The organism is Colwellia sp. MB02u-9, assembly GCF_014077085.1.
GTDB lineage: Bacteria > Pseudomonadota > Gammaproteobacteria > Enterobacterales > Alteromonadaceae > Cognaticolwellia.
The window spans coordinates 363516-382618 of sequence record NZ_JACGVF010000094.1 but is presented as its reverse complement, the minus strand read 5'-3'; the positions used below and the strand labels follow the sequence as shown (position 1 = coordinate 382618).

The 19103-nt window shown below is 36.8% G+C and carries 16 protein-coding genes; 10 read left to right on the top strand and 6 right to left on the bottom strand.

From position 1 onward, the window contains the following. Nucleotides 1-170: 170 nt before the first annotated feature. Nucleotides 171-2978: a tetratricopeptide repeat protein gene (locus H4J65_RS10270; RefSeq protein ID WP_182198080.1), complete on the bottom strand. Its 2808-nt coding sequence runs from the start codon at nt 2976-2978 to the stop codon at nt 171-173. Between the two features lie 127 nt (nt 2979-3105). After that, nucleotides 3106-3909, bottom strand: coding sequence for an exosortase-dependent surface protein XDP1 (gene xdp1, locus H4J65_RS10265; RefSeq protein WP_182198078.1), 804 nt, complete (start codon nt 3907-3909; stop codon nt 3106-3108). Nucleotides 3910-4142: 233 nt separating this feature from the next. Between xdp1 and H4J65_RS10260 the strand changes: the two genes are divergently transcribed. Together H4J65_RS10260 and H4J65_RS10255 are read left to right on the top strand one after the other, a co-directional pair. Continuing rightward, a complete protein-coding gene (locus H4J65_RS10260) occupies nt 4143-4958 on the top strand; it encodes a hypothetical protein (RefSeq protein WP_182198075.1) in 816 nt (271 codons plus the stop codon). After that, the gene (locus H4J65_RS10255) at nt 4955-5854 is read left to right on the top strand and encodes an ABC transporter ATP-binding protein (protein WP_182185901.1); all 900 of its coding nucleotides are present in this window, start codon (nt 4955-4957) and stop codon (nt 5852-5854) included. Before H4J65_RS10260 ends, H4J65_RS10255 begins: the two co-directional genes overlap by 4 nt. Before the next feature lie 251 nt (nt 5855-6105). Here the strand turns inward: H4J65_RS10255 and H4J65_RS10250 are convergent, their stop codons facing one another. Next, the gene (locus H4J65_RS10250; protein ID WP_182198073.1) at nt 6106-8718 is read right to left on the bottom strand and encodes an EAL domain-containing protein; all 2613 of its coding nucleotides are present in this window, start codon (nt 8716-8718) and stop codon (nt 6106-6108) included. A 721-nt stretch (nt 8719-9439) separates the two neighbouring features. Here H4J65_RS10250 and H4J65_RS18295 point away from each other — a divergent pair. After that, nucleotides 9440-9562: a DUF4113 domain-containing protein gene (locus H4J65_RS18295; RefSeq protein ID WP_404851946.1), complete on the top strand. Its 123-nt coding sequence runs from the start codon at nt 9440-9442 to the stop codon at nt 9560-9562. 43 nt (nt 9563-9605) lie between these two features. Further along, nucleotides 9606-10298 (top strand): SOS response-associated peptidase family protein, encoded by a 693-nt coding sequence (locus tag H4J65_RS10240; protein WP_182198068.1) that lies wholly within the window; start codon nt 9606-9608, stop codon nt 10296-10298. Between the two features lie 388 nt (nt 10299-10686). On the opposite strand, the gene H4J65_RS10235 is transcribed toward H4J65_RS10240, so the two are convergent. The 3 genes from H4J65_RS10235 to H4J65_RS10225 form a co-directional block, all read right to left on the bottom strand. After that, the gene (locus tag H4J65_RS10235; RefSeq protein ID WP_182198066.1) at nt 10687-11262 is read right to left on the bottom strand and encodes a DNA-J related domain-containing protein; all 576 of its coding nucleotides are present in this window, start codon (nt 11260-11262) and stop codon (nt 10687-10689) included. A gap of 487 nt (nt 11263-11749) precedes the next feature. Continuing rightward, the gene (locus tag H4J65_RS10230; protein WP_182198063.1) at nt 11750-12442 is read right to left on the bottom strand and encodes a cupin domain-containing protein; all 693 of its coding nucleotides are present in this window, start codon (nt 12440-12442) and stop codon (nt 11750-11752) included. Nucleotides 12443-12523: 81 nt separating this feature from the next. Further along, nucleotides 12524-13141: a glutathione S-transferase gene (locus tag H4J65_RS10225; protein WP_182198061.1), complete on the bottom strand. Its 618-nt coding sequence runs from the start codon at nt 13139-13141 to the stop codon at nt 12524-12526. A 242-nt stretch (nt 13142-13383) separates the two neighbouring features. On the opposite strand from H4J65_RS10225, the gene H4J65_RS10220 reads away from it, so the two are divergent. From H4J65_RS10220 to H4J65_RS10195, 6 genes are all read left to right on the top strand, one after another. Further along, nucleotides 13384-14517 (top strand): FAD-dependent oxidoreductase, encoded by a 1134-nt coding sequence (locus H4J65_RS10220; RefSeq protein WP_182198059.1) that lies wholly within the window; start codon nt 13384-13386, stop codon nt 14515-14517. 179 nt (nt 14518-14696) lie between these two features. Next, on the top strand, nt 14697-15227 hold the full coding sequence (locus tag H4J65_RS10215) for a TetR/AcrR family transcriptional regulator (RefSeq protein WP_182137765.1): 531 nt from the start codon (nt 14697-14699) through the stop codon (nt 15225-15227). Nucleotides 15228-15625: 398 nt separating this feature from the next. After that, nucleotides 15626-16207 (top strand): antibiotic biosynthesis monooxygenase, encoded by a 582-nt coding sequence (locus H4J65_RS10210; RefSeq protein ID WP_182198057.1) that lies wholly within the window; start codon nt 15626-15628, stop codon nt 16205-16207. 110 nt (nt 16208-16317) lie between these two features. Beyond that, nucleotides 16318-16647, top strand: coding sequence for a YnfA family protein (locus H4J65_RS10205; protein WP_182198055.1), 330 nt, complete (start codon nt 16318-16320; stop codon nt 16645-16647). Nucleotides 16648-17011: 364 nt separating this feature from the next. After that, complete coding sequence (locus tag H4J65_RS10200; protein WP_182198053.1) at nt 17012-17902, top strand: dienelactone hydrolase family protein; 891 nt, start codon at nt 17012-17014, stop codon at nt 17900-17902. A gap of 294 nt (nt 17903-18196) precedes the next feature. After that, entirely contained in the window at nt 18197-18484 is a 288-nt protein-coding gene (locus H4J65_RS10195; protein ID WP_182137769.1) for an antibiotic biosynthesis monooxygenase, read from the top strand. The last annotated feature ends 619 nt before the right edge of the window (nt 18485-19103 follow it).

The following is a 19103-nucleotide window of genomic DNA, read 5'->3' as shown; positions in this document are numbered from 1 at the left end:
TAGTTAGCCTATAGTTAATTTCTTTGCATACAACACAAGTATAAGGCAAGACCCGCTTAAATTGATACGACAATAACTGCTACAACAGTTGCTGCAATAGAGCTAAATTTCTCGTACTTGTGTGTTAAAAATTCGGCTATTATGCCGAATTTTTTGCTTTTAATTAATACTTACGATTGACTTGTGGCTTGAGTTAAACGTTGAAAAAGTTTTTCAGCTTGTACTCTTTCACTAAATATTGATGTGTTATCTAAGCTTTTTCTAAGTACGGTTAATGCTTCTTTGTTACGTTCAAGCTTGGTCAATGTGAAGGCTAAATGATAAGTAATGCTTGGGTTGTTTGAGTCCATAGCATAAGCATTTCGTAGTAGATTTAAGGCTAAGTCATAATCGCCTTGTTGTGCGATGATCCAAGCATAAGTATCTGAAAATGCGGCTGACGTCGAGTTAATCTCAACGGCTTGCTTTGCGTAAAACCTAGCGGATTCCAAATCTTCAAATTGTAAAATACTAGCTAAATTATTTAATATCGCCGCCTGATTTTCTAGCGATTTAACGCTAGCCAGTATTTCGTAGTGTGGCTTAGCGGCTAATAAATTGACATTATTTAAATAATGATCAGCAAGTAAATTACGCGCTAAATGGTAGTCAGGAAAATCTTCCAGCAGTGCAGTTACCAGCTGAATAAATTCATCATTTTTTATATTTAGCTGCGCGAGTTGATAGAGTTTGATTAATGCTTGGGTATTTTTCTTATCAAGTATTAAGGTTTTAAAGTAATACGCTTGAGCGGGTAGAAATTGTTGTTGGGCATAATAATAATGGCCACGAAGTAGTGCTGTAAGACTATTTTTTGGATGTTGCTGTTCAATGCTATTCAAAAGCTTGTTGCTTACAGCATAATCTTGCAAAATTAAATTTATATTAACCAGCGCAAATTCAATGTTAAGTTTATCAGTTGAGTTACCCTCTAGGGTAGAAATAGCTTGCTCAAGACTGAGCTTACTTGCGACTAACATGTTTGCTTTAGCTTGAAGTTCGGCTAACGCATAAAAGTCTTGTGAAGACTTTGCCAAACTCGATAATATATCTATTTGCTTGTTGCTGTTGTCTTGATCTTTTAAGGCTAAGTAAACTTGCGCTTTTAAGCGTACATATTTAGGATTTAAAAAACTTAACTTGGTTAATTGATCCAATAAACTCATTGCCGCTATGTTCTTTTGTTGGCTAATATAAATATACAGCAAAGTCTCCAATGCAGAGATATTGCTTTGTTCTTTTTGTAACAGCTCAACAAGTGTTGCAATGGCGTGGTCAACTTCACGCAAATCTCGATTGATTTTTGCTTGTAATATTAATACCTGACTTGCATTGGGTGTGCGTGCTAATAAGTCATGACAAATAGTTAACGCTGGCGCGAGTTGATTCACTAAGGCAAGGGCAGAAGCTTTATTGAAAAGGCTGGTATAATCATTGGGTTTTATCACTAAAATTTGTTCAATAATGGTTAATGCTTCAAGCCATTTGTTTTCTGCTAAAAGCAGTGTAGATTTCAATTTTAAGTAATCACTATTGTTTACATCAGTTATCAGTAAGTTATCTGCAATAAGCATTGCAGCAGCAATATTATTATTTTCTTTTAAAATTAGCGCTTTGGTGATCAGTAATTTTGGATGTGCATCTAGGTCGAGCGCACTATCAAGTAAGGCTAAAGCGCTAGTTGATTGGTTAAGACGAGTTAACAATAGCGCTTCTGCACTAAGATAATCAGCTGTTTTTTGAAAGTGAACAGGTAAATTATTTAACATTTGCTCAGCTTTAAAGAGTTTATTTTTCTTCAGGTATATTTCAACTAACTGCAGTGATAATTTTAGATCATTTTTAATTAACGCCGGCTTATTTTCAAGTGTCGTTTGTGCTTTAGACCACTGCCCTTGGCTTATATAGATAGAGACTAGTAAATTAATGGCAAATAAGTCGTCTGAATTATCCTTTAGATAAGCTTGCAGTTGTGTTTGTGCGAGCTCAAAATCCCCTTTGACATAAGCACTGACACTAGCGACATAGAGCAACGACTGATTACTTTGCTTGTCTTCATCACTCAGTAAGGATAAACGATTGCTGATGTCGTCTAAAATTAAGCGAGACTCTGCTTCTTGATGGTTATTTGATAGCAGTCGGCTTTTTAGTAATAGTGCGAAGGGGTCTTCAGGGCTATTTTTTAGCACTAAATTAATAATGCTTAAGGCATCATTTATACGATTTTCACCGGTATATACATTGGCAAGTGTACGCTGAATAAAGGGGTCTAATGGCGCAAGCTGATAGGCTTTTTCCAATGCGACTAAGGCCTGTTTATATTCAAATTTGGCTATGTGTAATTGCCCTTGTAAATACCAACCTTTTGCATCTTCAGGAAATAAAGATAACAGGTGCGTTATTTTTTCATTTGCTTGGAGGTGTTTTTTTTGCGCTAAAAAATGAGTGGAGAGGCTTTGTAGTACCCTAATATTATCAGGCGCTATCACATAGGCTTGTTGTAAATATAAGTTGGTTTTTTCTATTTCGTCTAGAGCACTATAGGCATTAGCAGCTAATAATAACCATTGTAAGTGGTTGTTATAATTTAGCTTTCCTAAGTCGTTTAATGCAACCACTTGTTGGTATTGTTTAGATAACATCAATGCGTTAGCTAACTCATTTAATATTAAATTGATGTCGGCACCATTGCTTAACGCTTCTTGATATAGGCTCGCGCTGTCAGTGTAATGATGCTGTTGTAGTAGTATTTTTGCCATTAATAATTGGCTGGGTAAGTCATCAGGCGTATTTTTTAAAGCATTTTTTAGATGTATATAAGCCGCTTCTATTTCACTGGCATTAAATGCGATGTGGGCTTTTTCATAGTCATAACTGGCATTACTGGCATAACTAAAAGGAATGACCATCATTGACAATATTAAAACGGTATAGCGCATAGTACCTCGGGTTTCTTTAAAAGTAGTGTTGATATTGAAAATTTTTATAATAGAATTTTTAGTAAAAATAATACGCGAGCAGAAATGAAAAAAAGATGGCCAAAGCCATCCTTTTTATTGATCAGGATTAAGTGCGGCGTTTACCAAAACGCGTTAAGCAGATTAACGCGATTAAAAACATGACTATCGTATTAGGCTCAGGTACTTGCGCTGGATCACTAGCTGATTTGCTGAAAGAAACACCAGATAGCTTCATTCCATCATTACCTTCCCATGCGGCATTACCACCAAATACTGAATTTAATGCGCCAATTAACCACATAGTTGAATACTGGTCCTGAGTATCACCATGAAAATTTGAGTAATAACCACTAGCATTTTCGACTTGAGCATAATCTGACTTTAGGGTATGGCCACTTGCTAAGCCAGCCCAAGTTTTGTTATTTAAACTGTTAGAATTAGTAAACACTGAATTATCTAACGCTGCTACACTGACTTGGGTTTGGCTTGCACTTTTTGCTATCCAGCTATAGCTTGCACTGACTAATGATACTTCTTCAGAAAAAGACAATAGAAAGAAGTCATAGTCTTTATAACCACAAGTACCAAAATTATCTGCGGAATGGCTGTATGTATTGCAGTAACCACCATGTTGTTCGTCTTGATTTTGCATAGACCAACCACCATTAAATTTATCAAAATCTACAGCGCGTTTAATTGCACTGTCTTGACTACGATCGGTTGATAAATTAGCGGTATCAGACCAGCCAGAGACATTAATAGTTACGCCATCGACGTTAACATCAAACTGATTAAAGTTACTTCTTGTTTCAATTACGTGACCAAAACCTGCGGTTGTGGTACTTGCTAATGCAGGCCCAGAGAGTAATAACAATCCTGCCATCATTAGCCTTGTGAACGAATACCTCATTAATCTACTCCTATAATTCTTTATTAAATGTATATTAATATTTTCGACATATACAACGCGTTAAGCAAAAAGCAGGCCGATATACTTTGTTCTTTACTTACAGTTAGTTATGTTTATGTTTTTTTTGAACTGTAAAAAAAGCTGACAATATTTTAAGGTATTTATACTAATGACTCGCATTTCACTGCTTTTAACTTTAATCTATTAAAAAATAACAGTTATTATGGTGTGATGTGAAGATAAGTTGCTCGAGAATTTGGTGCTTAGTTACTTTTGAACTTTTACGTTTGTTTACCACTAAGCGTGGCTTATTGGCGTTATCAGCCTTTGCCACAATCTGGTTTATTATCTTGTATTATTTTGTTGGCTCAGCGTCTTCAATGGTTATTTCGCCTTCATTTGAAAGCATGGCGTCGCAACTGTTTGGTGCTTTGGGACTAACGGCGCTGTTAGATTGGCTGGTCGCTGAATACGCTATTTATTGGTTGGTGGCGGTATATTTTTTCCCAAGCTTTGCTTTATTGGTTTGTAGCGATCAGTTTTGTTCCGATAAGCATCGTGGCACATTAAGGTTTATCACCCTAAGAACAACCCGAGCCGAGTTAGTATTAGGGCGTTATTTAGGTCAGCTGCTTATTATAGCGATATTAATATTGCTGACCTCAATAGCGACAACTATATTAGCCAGTGTGCGAGATATAACACTTTTATCGGCCAGCCTACAGATAGGAGCTACATTATCTTTAGAATTATTAATCGTTGTTATGCCGTTTATTGCCTTAATGTCATTGCTTAATAACTTGGTTAATTCAGCGCGACTGGCGATAGTTGCCGCCACATTATTTTTTGCTTTAGGCCCCTTGGTGCTTGCTTTTATTCAATATCAATTTGGCCAAGTTTTTTATCTAAACTGGCTATTTCCAGGTGAGCAAATAAGCAGTATTTTATCGCAAAATAACATGGTTACTAGCCAATATTTATTACCTTTAATACAGACCGCTTTGTTATTAATGACCAGCCATTTCCTGATGAAGAGGGCATCACTATGAGTTTAATTATCGATGTTCAACAAGTCACGAAACGATATGGAGATAAAACAGCCCTAAACAAGGTTGAGTTTTCCTTAGAAAAAGGTGCGCCAGTGGCTTTAGTAGGCCCTAATGGTGCAGGTAAAACCACTTTGTTCAGCTTGTTATGTGGCTATATTCAGCCATCATCAGGCAAGATTAGTATATTAGGACATGCCCCTGGAAATTCAGCGCTGTTTGGGCGTTTGTCAGCCTTGCCCCAAGACGCGCAACTAGACCCTAGGTTTACGATTGCGATGCAATTAAACTTTTATGCTCGCTTACAAGGTATGAGCAACAAGTTGGCTAAAAAAGATACGGCTAGGGTTTTAGACATGGTAGGTTTGTCGGATGCGTTAACTAGCCTACCAAGTGAGTTATCGCACGGTATGCGAAAACGCGCAACCATAGCGCAAGCCTTATTAGGTAGCCCGGAAATTGTCATGTTAGATGAAGCAACCGCTGGGCTTGACCCTGCTAATGCTAGAGAGATACGCGCTATTGTTAGTGAGCATGCCAGCGACGTTAACTTTATTTTAAGCTCTCATGATCTTAGTGAACTTGAGCGACTATGTGATCAGGTGCTTTATCTTGATAATGGTCAGTTAAAACAGCATCAAACCCTGAATAATAATGACAGTGCTGGATTTTTAACGCTGAGAATGAAACAAATTTATCCAGAAATTATACCGGTAATATTACAAATTCCTGGGGTTAGTCAGGTGGCTATGACACAAGATAAAGAATACTTACTTACCATCAGTAATGAGCAAGGTAAGCTAAGCATTGAAATGAATTTATTAACGGCTTTAGCAAGCAATAATTGGTCTTATACTCAACTTATTAATGGTAAAACACTTGAAAACCAATTGTTTTAACGAAAAAACATCTGAAATTTTTTGATGGGAATATCACTGTTGAATACTCACTTACCTGGCTAAGGGCAAATAGATAAAGACCATTTCCTGCGTTATGGATTTCAACCATATGTCTATATCGCTGTTGGTGATTAAGTTAATACAGGGTGCAGCCGTCGAGAATAACTCTTCCTGGCGGTGCAACCCTATCTCGCTCTACCTTCATTATCCATGCCTTTTAACTAATCTTTTATTGATTTGCAAAAAGTTGCCTATTTAAGAGGAGCGGGTATATATTCTCCCTCTAAGCTCGCTGGTATTTGGCCATTAGATAAATGATTAAGCCAGCTTAGATACTGCTCATAAGACATAGGTTTAGCATAGTAATAACCTTGGCCAATATCGCAACCAAAACTGCGTAAAGTTTCTTCATCTAAGCTGCTATTGATACCTTCTGCAACCACTTCTAAGCCCAGCCCTTTTGCCATTTTCACTGCAGTTTCCGCAATAACTTTACGTTTATTATTGCTACAAACATTTTCAACAAATTCTCGGTCTACTTTTAACTCTTGGAACGGCAACTGATTAATTTGCGACATGGAAGCATAGCCAGTACCAAAGTCGTCAAGACTAATCGTAATACCTAATTTAATAAGGTTTTCTATGGTTTCTATTGCGATGTTATTTTGTGCAAAAGAAACAGATTCTGTTAATTCGAAAATGATTTTTTCTGCTTTAATATCACTGCGATTAATTATCTTGGTGATGTCATCAATAAAATTTTCTTGAATAAGGTCTTTACCACTGATGTTGATAGACACCATGTGATTGAGACCCGTATGTTGTGTTAGCGCTGCTTGTTGACTCAAAGCTGTTTCTACTACCCATAAGGTTAATGAGGGTATTAAACCAAAATCCTCCGCGACGGGAATAAAAATGTCAGGTGAAACATGACCAAGCGTTGGATGTTGCCAGCGAATTAAACATTCACTACCACAGACTTTATTGGTTTTTAAATCGATCTGCGGTTGATGAAATAACTCAAACCCTTGCGTTGTTATTGCTTGTTGTAGGTCAATGGCCAACTGTATTGATGAAGGACTACTTTGGTTATCTTTTGGCGTGAAGTAAGCCCATTTATTTTGCGTTAACTCAGCTTTATTTGCGGCAATTGACGCGTTATTGATCATACTCGTACTTGAGCTATCATGAGCAGAAAAGTTTGCTAAACCAACATACGCGGATAATGGCAGTTTGAGATCTTTAATATAAAAAACATCACGAACGGCTTGCTGAATTGAGTTAACAAATAGTGCTATATCTTGCTCGTTAGGTGAATTGTCAATGACGATAGCCAAGCTGCTATTTTCGAGATAGCAGAGTTTCTCAAATTGCTCAGTGATATTAAGTACAGCGTCATTAAACCTGAACAATGAAGATAATTTTAGATAGACCTGTTGAAAGAATTGGATGCATATTTGTTCATTGATATACAGTTCGATACGGTGAAATTGCTCTGGTTTGATCACTATTACGGTAAAGTCTTGCTTACCTTCTTCTATTAGCTGACTGATTTTATGGTCTAAATTTGTTTGTCTCGGTAAATGGTTACTTTGGTGGTAGGCAACCATAGTTAGCTTTTCTTGCTCATTGCGGCGAATACGCTCAGCTAAGGCAAATGACATAAAAGTTACTTCAATCATGATGGCAAATAGGAGTGCATTACCCGTTAAAAAGCTATATTCAAGCTGATTAAGCAGCACCATAGGTTGAATAACACCGCCAGTTAATAAGGGCAACCAGGACAAGAAGTAAAAGCGTGCCCATAAAAAATCTCGTTTCAGGCGGTTAAGAATTAAGAAGAGTGTGACAATGTAAAATATTGGCTGCAGAGAGAAAAAAAGTTTAATTTGTGTTAATTCGTCGAGTGAAAGAGAATATAGCCCTAATAAACTTAGAACAATACTAAATACAATTGAATATTTGTAAGCCCAATGTTTTAAACGGTCATAACGTAAAAAATAAACCGTAAATAACAGTAAAAAAATAATCAGTAAAAAATGTGTAAAGATAATATATTTATTGAGTAACTGCATTACCTGGTCGGAGAAAAGAAAATATCCATAACCTGTTAATGAGGACAGTGCTGCAAAAGCAGATAATAAGTAACCAATATACAATAAATAAACTTTATCTTTGTCAGCAAAAAATAATACTAAGTTATATATTGCCATGATGAGTAATATGCCGATAAATGCGCCATATATTAATTGAGATAGCATTACTCTTTGTTCGAAGTCTTGCGGGGTAAATAACAGCAGAGGAATATTAGGAGGACCAGAGTTTTTCACTTTTATCAGGTATTCACTATGGCCGAATTGATTCAGTTGTAGTCTTGCATAAGGGTAAACATTTTGGCTTAACGCTTTTGAGTTGGCGCGTTTATGATAAATTTCTTCTGGCGCAGTTAAGGCGTTTAGTTGATAAACGATAAAAACATCAAGCATACTATGTTCGGCCATCAATATTAGTTGCTTGTTGCCACTATCTTGAATAAAGCTTTCTGGCGTGCTGGCAGTTATCGATGTTTTATCAATAGGATAATGCAGGGATAGTTTTATCCAATAACTTTGCTGTGCTAATGTATAAGGAATACTATTTAATTTACTAGCGATAAAGTCAGTATTACTTAAGACATTATTAAGATCAGTATTGTTAGTTTTATCAATGTAATAGCTGCTATTAATAGTAACGTCACTATTTAGTCCGCTGATGTTTTTTTGGTCAATATTATGAATAAGGCCAGCAAAGCTTACAACAATAGCAAGTAAAATGATGGCAATTAAAGCGGTGGAAATTCTTTTGCTGAATTCGGAAAATATCAAGAAATACATACTCATCTAAGTGAATGATAATTCAAAATGTTGGCCTTGCGGTTAACTTTCAAGACTCACCACATTTTCGTTACGGCACACATCATTTCGCTCAACAGCTTGTAGTCTAATGCTTAGCTTATGCTTGTTAGATATTTTTACTAGATTATATTACCTTGCTATACAGAATCATTGCACGTTAAAGGTGCTGCATTGTACAAATAACTAAAAAGTACAACTAACGCTATAACCAGTAAAAGTAAGCAGTAAAAAAATCGACAGTTCGATAGTCGCTAAAAAATTTAATATTTCTATTACCAATAATGTAACAGAAATATGACTATCAAGTCACTGTTTTAGTATTAATGAAATAATTTTTGAATGAAATTCAACGACTAGGGTGTAAAATAAGATTGTCAGAGATAAAGCTTTGGGTGGTATATTTTATAAATCAAACCTACAAAAATAATCAGCGGTAAGTGTAGAGCATATCTTAATAAATTCTTTATTTTTAAATTTCACACTAATTTTATAGTGACTTGGAAGCAAAAATTTTGTCACGGCTGAGTGAAACTAACCCATAGTTTTTAAAGACCAATAGAGGACATTAACATTTTAGAAGATGTATCTAGTTGTCAGTTATCCTTGGAGATAGTGAACATAAAATTGGGTATAGTTAGCATTGTCTCAGCAACAAAAGTTAGTAATTTAAATAACGCTTTAAAATTAGCTAATGAATAATTGCTATGATCTAGGCATGTTAAAAATAGCTGCCGAAGGGCAAACGGAAAAATGGTCAATAAAGCGTTACTTTTTAAGCTTGCAGTTCACCGTTAACTGGCGAAATATAGCTTAAATTCGTTGCCAAGATAGCCTGTAATTCATGAGGAATAAAAAACATGTGCGGTCGGTTCAATATGACTTTTGATAAGGGTGTTAAAAAACTTTATACCAGCTTAAAAATTAACAAGGTAATTGATAAGCCTATTGATAGCCGTTGTGTAAAAGCGGCCGATACCATTTCCATTGTCAGGAATGTAGGTGAACAACGGCGTGTGGAAAACGCTACTTGGTGGTTATTGTTAGACCAAACGGTAAATGGTTTTAAAGCGTCTAAATTTACTTCATTTAATACACGATATGATAAGTTAAATACCCCAAGAAGTGCAGGTTATCAAGCCTACCGTAGTTCACGGTGTGTTATTGCGGTTAAAGGTTTTGGTGAAACTGAATTTGTGAATAAAAAACCTATACATTATTACGATATGGCAGCAGAGTCAGGTGGTTTAATACTCGGCGGTTTGTGCCGTGAATGGAAGCACGAAACAACAGGTGAAATAAAACTTAGCTGCTCGGTTATTACCTTGCCACCACACCCAAAGCTGATGAAAATTCACAGCAAAGCAATGCCGCTAATCTTACCGCAAGAATCACTATTAGTAGATAGGTGGCTAAATACTCAATTTAATGAGGTTGAGCAATTTAAACACTTGCTACAACCCCATATTCCACAAAATCTTATTGCTCACCAGATTGATAAACCTATGACTTATAAAACGATCTCAGAATCACAGCTTATTAACCATGATTGATTCTATAGGGTGGCCGTAACGCTCAATTAAACACTGTCTTTCTTTAGAGCCGGTGGTATCCTTGGGCAGAAAAACATCTTATTTCAACAAGTGTTTAATACGTATTTTGATAGAAAATATGACACTTCAGCAGATGCAGATAAGGAACGAACATTACCCATTGTTGACGTTGATAAGTTATTGCAAACTTAGCACAAAAAGTAGAGGTTCAAACATGAACAGACTAGGATTATTGGCTTTGGTAGCAAAGTAGAGCTGTGATCTATCATAGTTGGTCTTAATCATGATGTGGCATATGACTTAGCGTCCACTTACTTAACGTTTAATGCGTCATTTTCTAACGCCTAATATGGCCCTTAACGAATTAGAGATAAATAAAAAATTGCCGTTAAGTTTTATAATAACAAAACCTTAAAATTTCATAGGCTTCTCGGGTTTTGATAAAGTCATCTGCGCAGCCGCCTTTATCAGGGTGATTAATGAAAACTTTTTTTTGGTAAGCCTGACGTATCTTAGACCAATCCACACCTTGATTTAGTCCTAACGTTGTCAGGGCATCGCCAACTTTATCTACTGCCTGATATTTTTGCCAAAAACTAGCAAAAAGTGATTCAACCTCTTCAACAGTGATGTTATTCAAATTAGACCAGTTTAAATAGTAGTGGGCCAGATCATTATCGCGCGTGGTCAGGGAATTTTTAACGCCATTACAATGTGGCACCAGACAGATTTCTAAAGGAAAAATTGTCAGTGAAAAACCCTCTGTTTGAATATCATGTTGAATTTGATACAGCGCATTCATAACAAAAAAATTCTTTTGGAAAATGGCTATCTGAGGAGCGACATCCGTTAGAATAAGCGCAAGAAAGTCTTGTTCACAAAGCTTTACCAAATCAAGCAGCGAGCAGGAACTTTTTTGCTCTCTTAAATATCTCAGTATCGAAATAATTAAAGGATTGGTCATAGATTTCAGTTCCCTTTCTATTTATTGCACACACATTACTGTCAGCGGGCACAGTACAAGCTAGCGTTCACTGGTTAGAGTCAAGAGTATCTTGCTCGTTCTTAAACAGACCATAGCAATAATGAGGATATCAGGTCAAAATAGTACTAACAATTAAGCTTTTCAGCTCAGCCAAAATATCCACTGTTAGCGAATAGAAGACCATTTTATGAAGATATAAAACAGCGCTTAATAGACTTTTTAGATACAAAAGCTGAACATCCCAGAATATAGACAAGAAAGATCAATCAAGAGATACAAATTCATTAGCCAGAAATTATTTGATATATACTTTCTAATGACATGCTTTATTTAAAGACCCTGTAACAAAAACTGTTACAGGGTCTATTTAAACGATAAAAAAATTTTAATAAAACTCAAGGAAAGGGAATCGCATGTGCCTTTATTTACTCCCTGTTTATTCTTTATTTATTCTTTAGTTATAAAATCAACTCGCCGCTTGAATCCGTTTTATCTGGTTGCTTACATCAGATAAATTTCCTGTTTTAAGCCAAACTTTTGCGCCATTACTTTTTGCTGTTACTGTTAATGTGTCGCCTAAAGGTAAACGCATCCAGCTATGCTTTTGCAGTAAATCATTTTGTGCTTGTAATTCCCCGGCTAATACTAATACCTCTGCACCTTCAGGAACCGATAAACTCATTTTTGTATTCGGTTCAAAATAATAAACCGACACTTCTTCATGTTTGTCTTGGTATAACGGGGTAATAGAGACGCCAACTGTTTGCGAAGGAATCGCTGACATTTTATCTATCCGGAGGCGAACATGGGTTCTATCTTCAGGTTGAAATTGCCACAATTTTACAAAAATAATACAGCCGTTATCAGAGCGTGGCGTATGACTAGATTGCGGAGGATTTCGAACATACGAGCCGATAGGGAAATCTCCACTTTCATCTTGAAATACACCGTCAAGTACCACAAACTCTTCGCCGCCGGTATGAACATGAGGAGAAAATTTACTGCCTTTTGCGTATCTTACTATGGAGGTTGCTCTAGCCACCTCGCCACCTACTCTATCTAGAGGTCTTCTTTCAACACCTGGCATAGGTGAGGCTAACCAGTCTAACGAGGCACTATGAACAATGGCTCTTTGCGTAAAATCATCAAGAATTCCCATCAATAAATCCTAGTTAAAAAAGAGTAAAGGGGAGCGAGTTGTTAATGCCATTGAAGCGGTTAAACAACTCGCGATATAGTTTTATTTAAGGCTTGGTCGGTCTTGAATCTTTGCACGCCATGCAAGTAAATGTGTGTATTGACTTGGCACGGTGAGTTGACCAAAATCAGCAAAAGCAAGACCTGCAAATAAGGTGATATCAGCCATCGTAAATTCGTCACCGGCGACATAAGGCGCGGTACTTAATACGGTATTAAAATATTTAAAACCGGCCAGTACATTTTTAGCTTGTTTATTGCCCCAGGCTTTATTTTGGTCTATTTCAAGGTCGGGTCCTAAACCATCAGTCGCATGATGAAAATAAGTAGCGGCAGCGTCAAGTACCATAAATTCAGCTCTGCGTTGCATCATGCTAATAACAGCACGCTCTTTTGCAGACGTTCCTGTTAATGAAATACCGGCAAATGTGTGATCGATATATTCAATAATAGCGGAACATTCAGAAATATAAGTACCATCATCTAATTCGAGTACTGGAACACCCGCAGCTGGATTTTTTACTAGGAAAGCATCACTTCTATGCTCAGCGTTCATTACATCAACAGGAACAAAAGTAACCTGGTCTAGCGCATTTTTTTCAGCTAAAGCCATTCGAACACGAAGTGGATTAGGAAAACCTTCAACATCATATATTTTCATTTTTATTTCCAATTAATGAGTGTAGTTAAATAAGCATTATTTTATTTACTATCAACTTACTTAGTTTTTTATCTAACAACCAAGCTGTCTATCTATTGATAGGTAGCTTGGTTGTTTTTATATCAATTGTCAAATGTTAACTTGTAGCTAAATGTAGCTGCTAGCGCGTTGTAAATAGCTTGCTTTTACATTGAACGCTAGTTAATATTATCTATCAGTAGGTAGGTGGGTTTGAGGTGTTAATGAATAAAAATCGCGTAATTATTGTTGGTGGTGGATTAGCTGGTTTGTACACAGCATTTCAGTTAGAACAGTTAAATATTCCCTATGTGCTTTTTGAAGCGAAAGATGTTTTTGGTGGGCGCATTCATAGCGAACAGCCTAAGGGAAATAATGATGAAGCGTTATTTCATGATCTTGGCCCAACATGGATATTTCCGCATCATTATCGTATGAAAGCATTAGCCGCTAATTTGCAGCAAAATTTATTTCATCAGCATATTGCTGGCGCGGTTGTTTATCATGAACATACCAATATAGCCCCTAAAATCATTAAAAATGGTCAAGGGCCTTTATTGCATCGTTTAGAAGGGGGTTTATATAAACTCATTTTGGCTTTACAAGCTAAGTTATCAAAAAGTAATTACCAGCTTAGTTGTCAAGTGGATCGTTTACTAAAGGTCAATGATACTTGGCAAGTAACAGTGAAAAATACAAAAGATGCTTCGGTGGTTATTCACGAAACCGACAATTTAATATTAGCCTTACCACCCAGACTTATTCATGAATACTTAACGCCTGCTCATTGGGCGAGTGAAGCGTTAACAAAAGCGTTAGCGGCTGTACCCACTTGGATGGCAAACCAAGCAAAGTTTATAGCGACTTATAACACACCTTTTTGGCGAGACAATGGCTTGGCAGGACAAGCATTTAGTCGCGTTGGACCTATGGTAGAAATTCATGATGCCTCAGCCGCAGATCAGCAGGGTTTTGCATTGTTTGGTTTTATCGGACTTTCATCCCAAGCGATAAAAAGTGTCTCTATTGAAGATTTAAAAGCCCAGTGCGTTAATCAGCTTAAGTTATTGTTTGGCGAAGCAGCCGAGGACTATGAACAATGTTATTTAAAAAGTTGGGGTAACGATGTCCATGTTGCCACAGATAACGACAGAGCAGAGCCACCGGCGCATCCTGATTTTCATATCAAGCGATTTTATCAAGAGTTATCGTCATTAAATTTATATTTGGCAGCGAGTGAGTTTTCTGAGCAAGACGCGGGTTACCTTGAAGGCGCGATTAACGCCGCTGATACAGCGATTAGTTTATTGCAAAAAGAACTCTTGTTTAAAAGCACTAAAAACGGACCAGCATCTTAGTAGTATCTATTTAGCGAAATTATTAAGTATTTGAATAAAATGACTTAGTCATTGATAATAGCTGATATTATTGAGTAATTAACATCAGCAGTAACCTTGTCTGCTTATATCGTTAATACGGGCCTTAAAGCTACTCAATAACATCATTATTTACTTAACCTCTCACATAGCATTTATTTATGAATAAAAAATCTCAAATACTCACATTAGCTGAAAACAAAGTAAGGTCTGGCGGCTACGGTAATTTTAGCTTTAGAGAGCTTGCCGATGAAATCGGCATTAAAAGCTCAAGTGTGCATTACTATTTTCGCACCAAAGCTGATTTAGCTGCAGAATTAGCCCATCAGTATACCGATGTATTCTTAGCATCACTAAATGATGAAAAAGCAAAGCAACCAGAAAGTAGTGCGATCAAGCTCTATATTAATATGTTCAAAGCGGCATTGGAAAAAGATAACCAAATGTGCTTATGTGGTTTATTAGGCGCACAGTTAGACGCCTTGCCAGAGCAAGTAAAAAGTGAAATTAAACGTTTTTTTGAATTGAATATAAACTGGTTACAACAAAGATATATTGAAGAAAAAGACATGACAGCAGCAAGTGCCAAAGCTAAAGCTATTCAGTTATTAGCCTCTTTAGAGGGCATGATGATTTTATCTAAAGTATTAGATGATAAAACGGCTTTTGATAATATTCAAGATTATCTTTAACCACGTATTCTGACAAACTATGCTATTTAGACAATGTTGCTAAACAATATTTACTTAAGCTACGTGCCATTGTTTTGGAATTATTGAGGAATGGTTATCGCATTAAGCCATATTAGAAAAATACCTAAATCTCATTTTTATGTCCGATCACATAAGTCCGTGAATAGCCTAGACGAAGCTAAACCTATATGAAATTAATCCCAAAAAACAGGGTCAAAGCGAAACAAAAATAATTCAGCCTATGCTTGTGTAAACACACTTGGCAGTCACAGACAGTGAGTCACCTAATTTACTCAAACACACAGCTAATAGTTGGCTAGGTTTCGCTCAGCTAAACAATTTTAGCCAACGATAACTTAGCCTGCTATTTAGGCGTTGAGCAATATAAGGACGCAGACATGAATACAGATAAAGTTGCTGAGAATTTTAGCGATATAGAAGGGGCAACGGTTGTTATTACGCATAGAGTGCGTGAGGGCAAGCATGCCGATTACGAAAGTTGGTCTAATGAAATTGCGCCGCTTTGCAAAGCCTCAAAAGGGAATCTGGACTGGCACATTGTCTGTCCAATTTCTGGACTGACCGAAACCTACACAATTATTATCCGATTTGACACTCGAGCACATTTACAAGACTGGATGGAGTCGCCGACTCGCTCTCGTCTGATTGACAAGGTTCAGCCGTTATTAGTCACTGGTGATGATTTTTTTATCAGTAGTGGGCTAGACTTCTGGTTTACCCCTGAAAGAGCTAAAGCTAAAGTCCCCGTCCGCTGGAAACAGTGCATAGTGACATGGTCTGCCATTTACCCTTTAGTGCTTGGTGTGCCGATAGTCATTGCACCCGTGCTGCAACTATTACATTTTCCCGATAATCACTTTATAACTACGCTTGCAGTAACAGGAGTCATCGTTTTTCTCATGGTTTATTGGATCATGCCTCGTTACACACGATTTATTCAGCGATGGTTATTCAGTTGAGACACATTTATAGCCCAGCAACAAGGTGCAGATGACAGCTTTTTTCCACTTTGCTTTGGCGAATACAAAGCTGAAGCGGGATTTTTTCACTACTAAGAGAGATTTTTTTGATGGAATTTAAAATATTCGGTCTTTTTATCATTACAGCTTTAGCTGAAATTATGGGGTGTTATTTACCGTATCTTTGGTTACGTGAAGATAAGTCAATTTGGTTGTTGGTTCCAGCTGCGCTAAGCTTGGCCACATTTGCGTGGTTGCTTTCTCTGCATCCTGAGGCCGCTGGTAGAGTTTATGCGGCCTATGGTGGTGTTTATATTTTTATGGCTATTTTATGGTTGTGGATTATAGAAGGAATTCGCCCAACAGCATGGGATTTAGTGGGTTCAGGAGTAGCACTTCTGGGTATGGCTATTATTATGTTTGCCCCCCGCACGTCATAACAATTAAAAAATGTAAACTGTGCGGCTGTTTCAGCGCTGATATAGCGAGAAAATCTTAACGTTATTAGGGCGTCTAAAAAAGCTTTACCCCAGATCCAGCCACCGGAAAATAAACGTTTTTAGAGACTAAATACAATCCCAAAATGACTGCGGCGTAGGTTTTGCAGCGGCTAAAGTATCACCATCAAATAGTTAACGTTATTTGGTCTTTAATTTTCTGTAGAGATAGTAGCCTAACTTTTAATCACTATGGGTAAATTTTGATTTTAAAATTTGTGAAGCCTTAAAAATTATTCTACTTTTATAAGTCTGTTATAAGTATTCATCTTGTTTTAAAAATGAAAAGTTTACAAGTGAGATCAACATGTCAAAAAAATTAGATAGTGATATCCCTCAAGAAGCATTTGACTGGTACGACGAATATGCCCATGGAGGAATGGATCGCAGAACCTTTATGGCAAAATTAGGTACTTTGGTTGCTGTAGGTTATTCAATGGCCTTATTAACATCAACACTGCTGCCTAATTATGTCTTAGCCGAACAAGTCTCTTTTAATGACGCTGATATAAAAGCAACCTATGAGACCTTTTATTCCCCAAATGGTTACGGCAAAGGCGCTGGCTATTTAGTCACGCCAACCAAAAAAACAGGCACTTTACCCGTTGTTTTAGTTATTCATGAAAATAGGGGACTGAACCCATACGTAAAAGATGTCACTCGTCGGCTGGCTAAAGCGGGTTATCTTGCCTTTGCACCAGATGCTCTGTTTACACTAGGAGGATATCCTGGGAATGACGACGAGGGTAGAGCAATGCAAAAAACCATGGAGCGTTCTAAAATACAACAAGATTTCGTTGCGGCAGCAAAATTCATCAAGAAGCATGACAGAAGTAACGGCAAACTCGGTGCTGTTGGGTTTTGTTTTGGCGGCTACATAGTTAATTATTTAGCTGCGATTGAGTCTGATCTTATTGTTGCTGGAGTACCTTTTTATGGCACACCTGCACAAAGTGAGTTAAGGAAAAATATTAAGGCTTCGTTACTTATTCAGCTTGCTGAACTTGATGAAAGAGTTAACAAATATTGGCCTGAATATGAGAACGACTTAAAAAAGGTAGGAGCCCCTTATCAAATGCACATGTATAAAAATGCCCAACATGGTTTTCATAATGACTCTACTGGTCGCTATGATAAAGAAAATGCAGACCTTGCATGGGATCGTACGTTAGCATTTTTTGCTGAAAAATTAGTTTAAAAAACACTTCGTAGGAGGACCCACAAGTAAGGGATAACGTCAGTTTTTGGGTGATTAAGAAGGGCGTAAATGATCACTCTGGGATTCTTTTGACAGTAAACGTTGATTTTACTCAGCTCTTTATAACTTAAATAACTATAGCCTCAGATAATTTAACAGCATAATCGACCTTAACACCAAGATAACATCAGCTATTTTCCACTTACAATGATGAGGTAAATGCGTTATATCTATAGGCTAGTGATGGTAAAATATGATGTCTGTAAATTTAACTATTGGGTAACTGAAATAAAAATGATAAAAGTAATTATTGAGCGTGTACTCGCTGACGATATGGAAAGAACATACGATTCTGAAATTCGCAAAAGTTTAACCGCAATAATGACAGCAAAAGGTTATATTTCTGGCGCATCATACCGCAACATTAATAATCCTAATATTAGAACGATTATCACCAACTGGGATAATGTGGCTTGTTGGAATCGTTGGCATAAGTCAAAAACACGTCGTGAAGTTAATAAGGCGATTATTTTAATGCTAATACAAGACGAAAAAATTAAAGTATTAATATCGCAGTCATAATTTTTCTGCTAACGTCTGCAAAGCGCTCAAGAGAGTCATTGTTGGGGCGATTTTGAACACCAAAAAACGACTGCTTTATCGCAATAGTTATGGTTAACTCTCCCTCCAAAGGCAGCGAAATCGCCTCAGGTTTTGAGACATTTAAAATCGGCATTAAGTTTCAGTGCTTTCTGATATAGATAAAGCATGGTCTATTTCAACAGCGAAATATTCAATTGTGCTTTCTAAATTTGAATGTCTAAGCAATAGTTGGCTCGCGGCTAAAATTTTTGCTTGAGCGTAAATTAGTGATGCTTTAGCTCTTCACAGAGCATGTATTTTATACTGGGTTATATCTAAGCCTATAGTGGACACCCAGTAGTTAACTATATTTGTATCATAGTGATAACAGATATAGTTAACTACTTTCTTTTGACCAACAGCTTTACCTTACGCCAAGTAGGGATTATTTAATCCTATTGACGTGCAAAACTGATCGCAAAAATGAAAAGGTGAGGTTTATAAATAGGGATACTCATTATTCAATTGTGTATGTAAAGGCGTTGCTATTAATATATGGCACCTCTAATTTACTGATCCCTGCATCTTCAAGTAGTTTCGGTATAAAAATATAAAAATA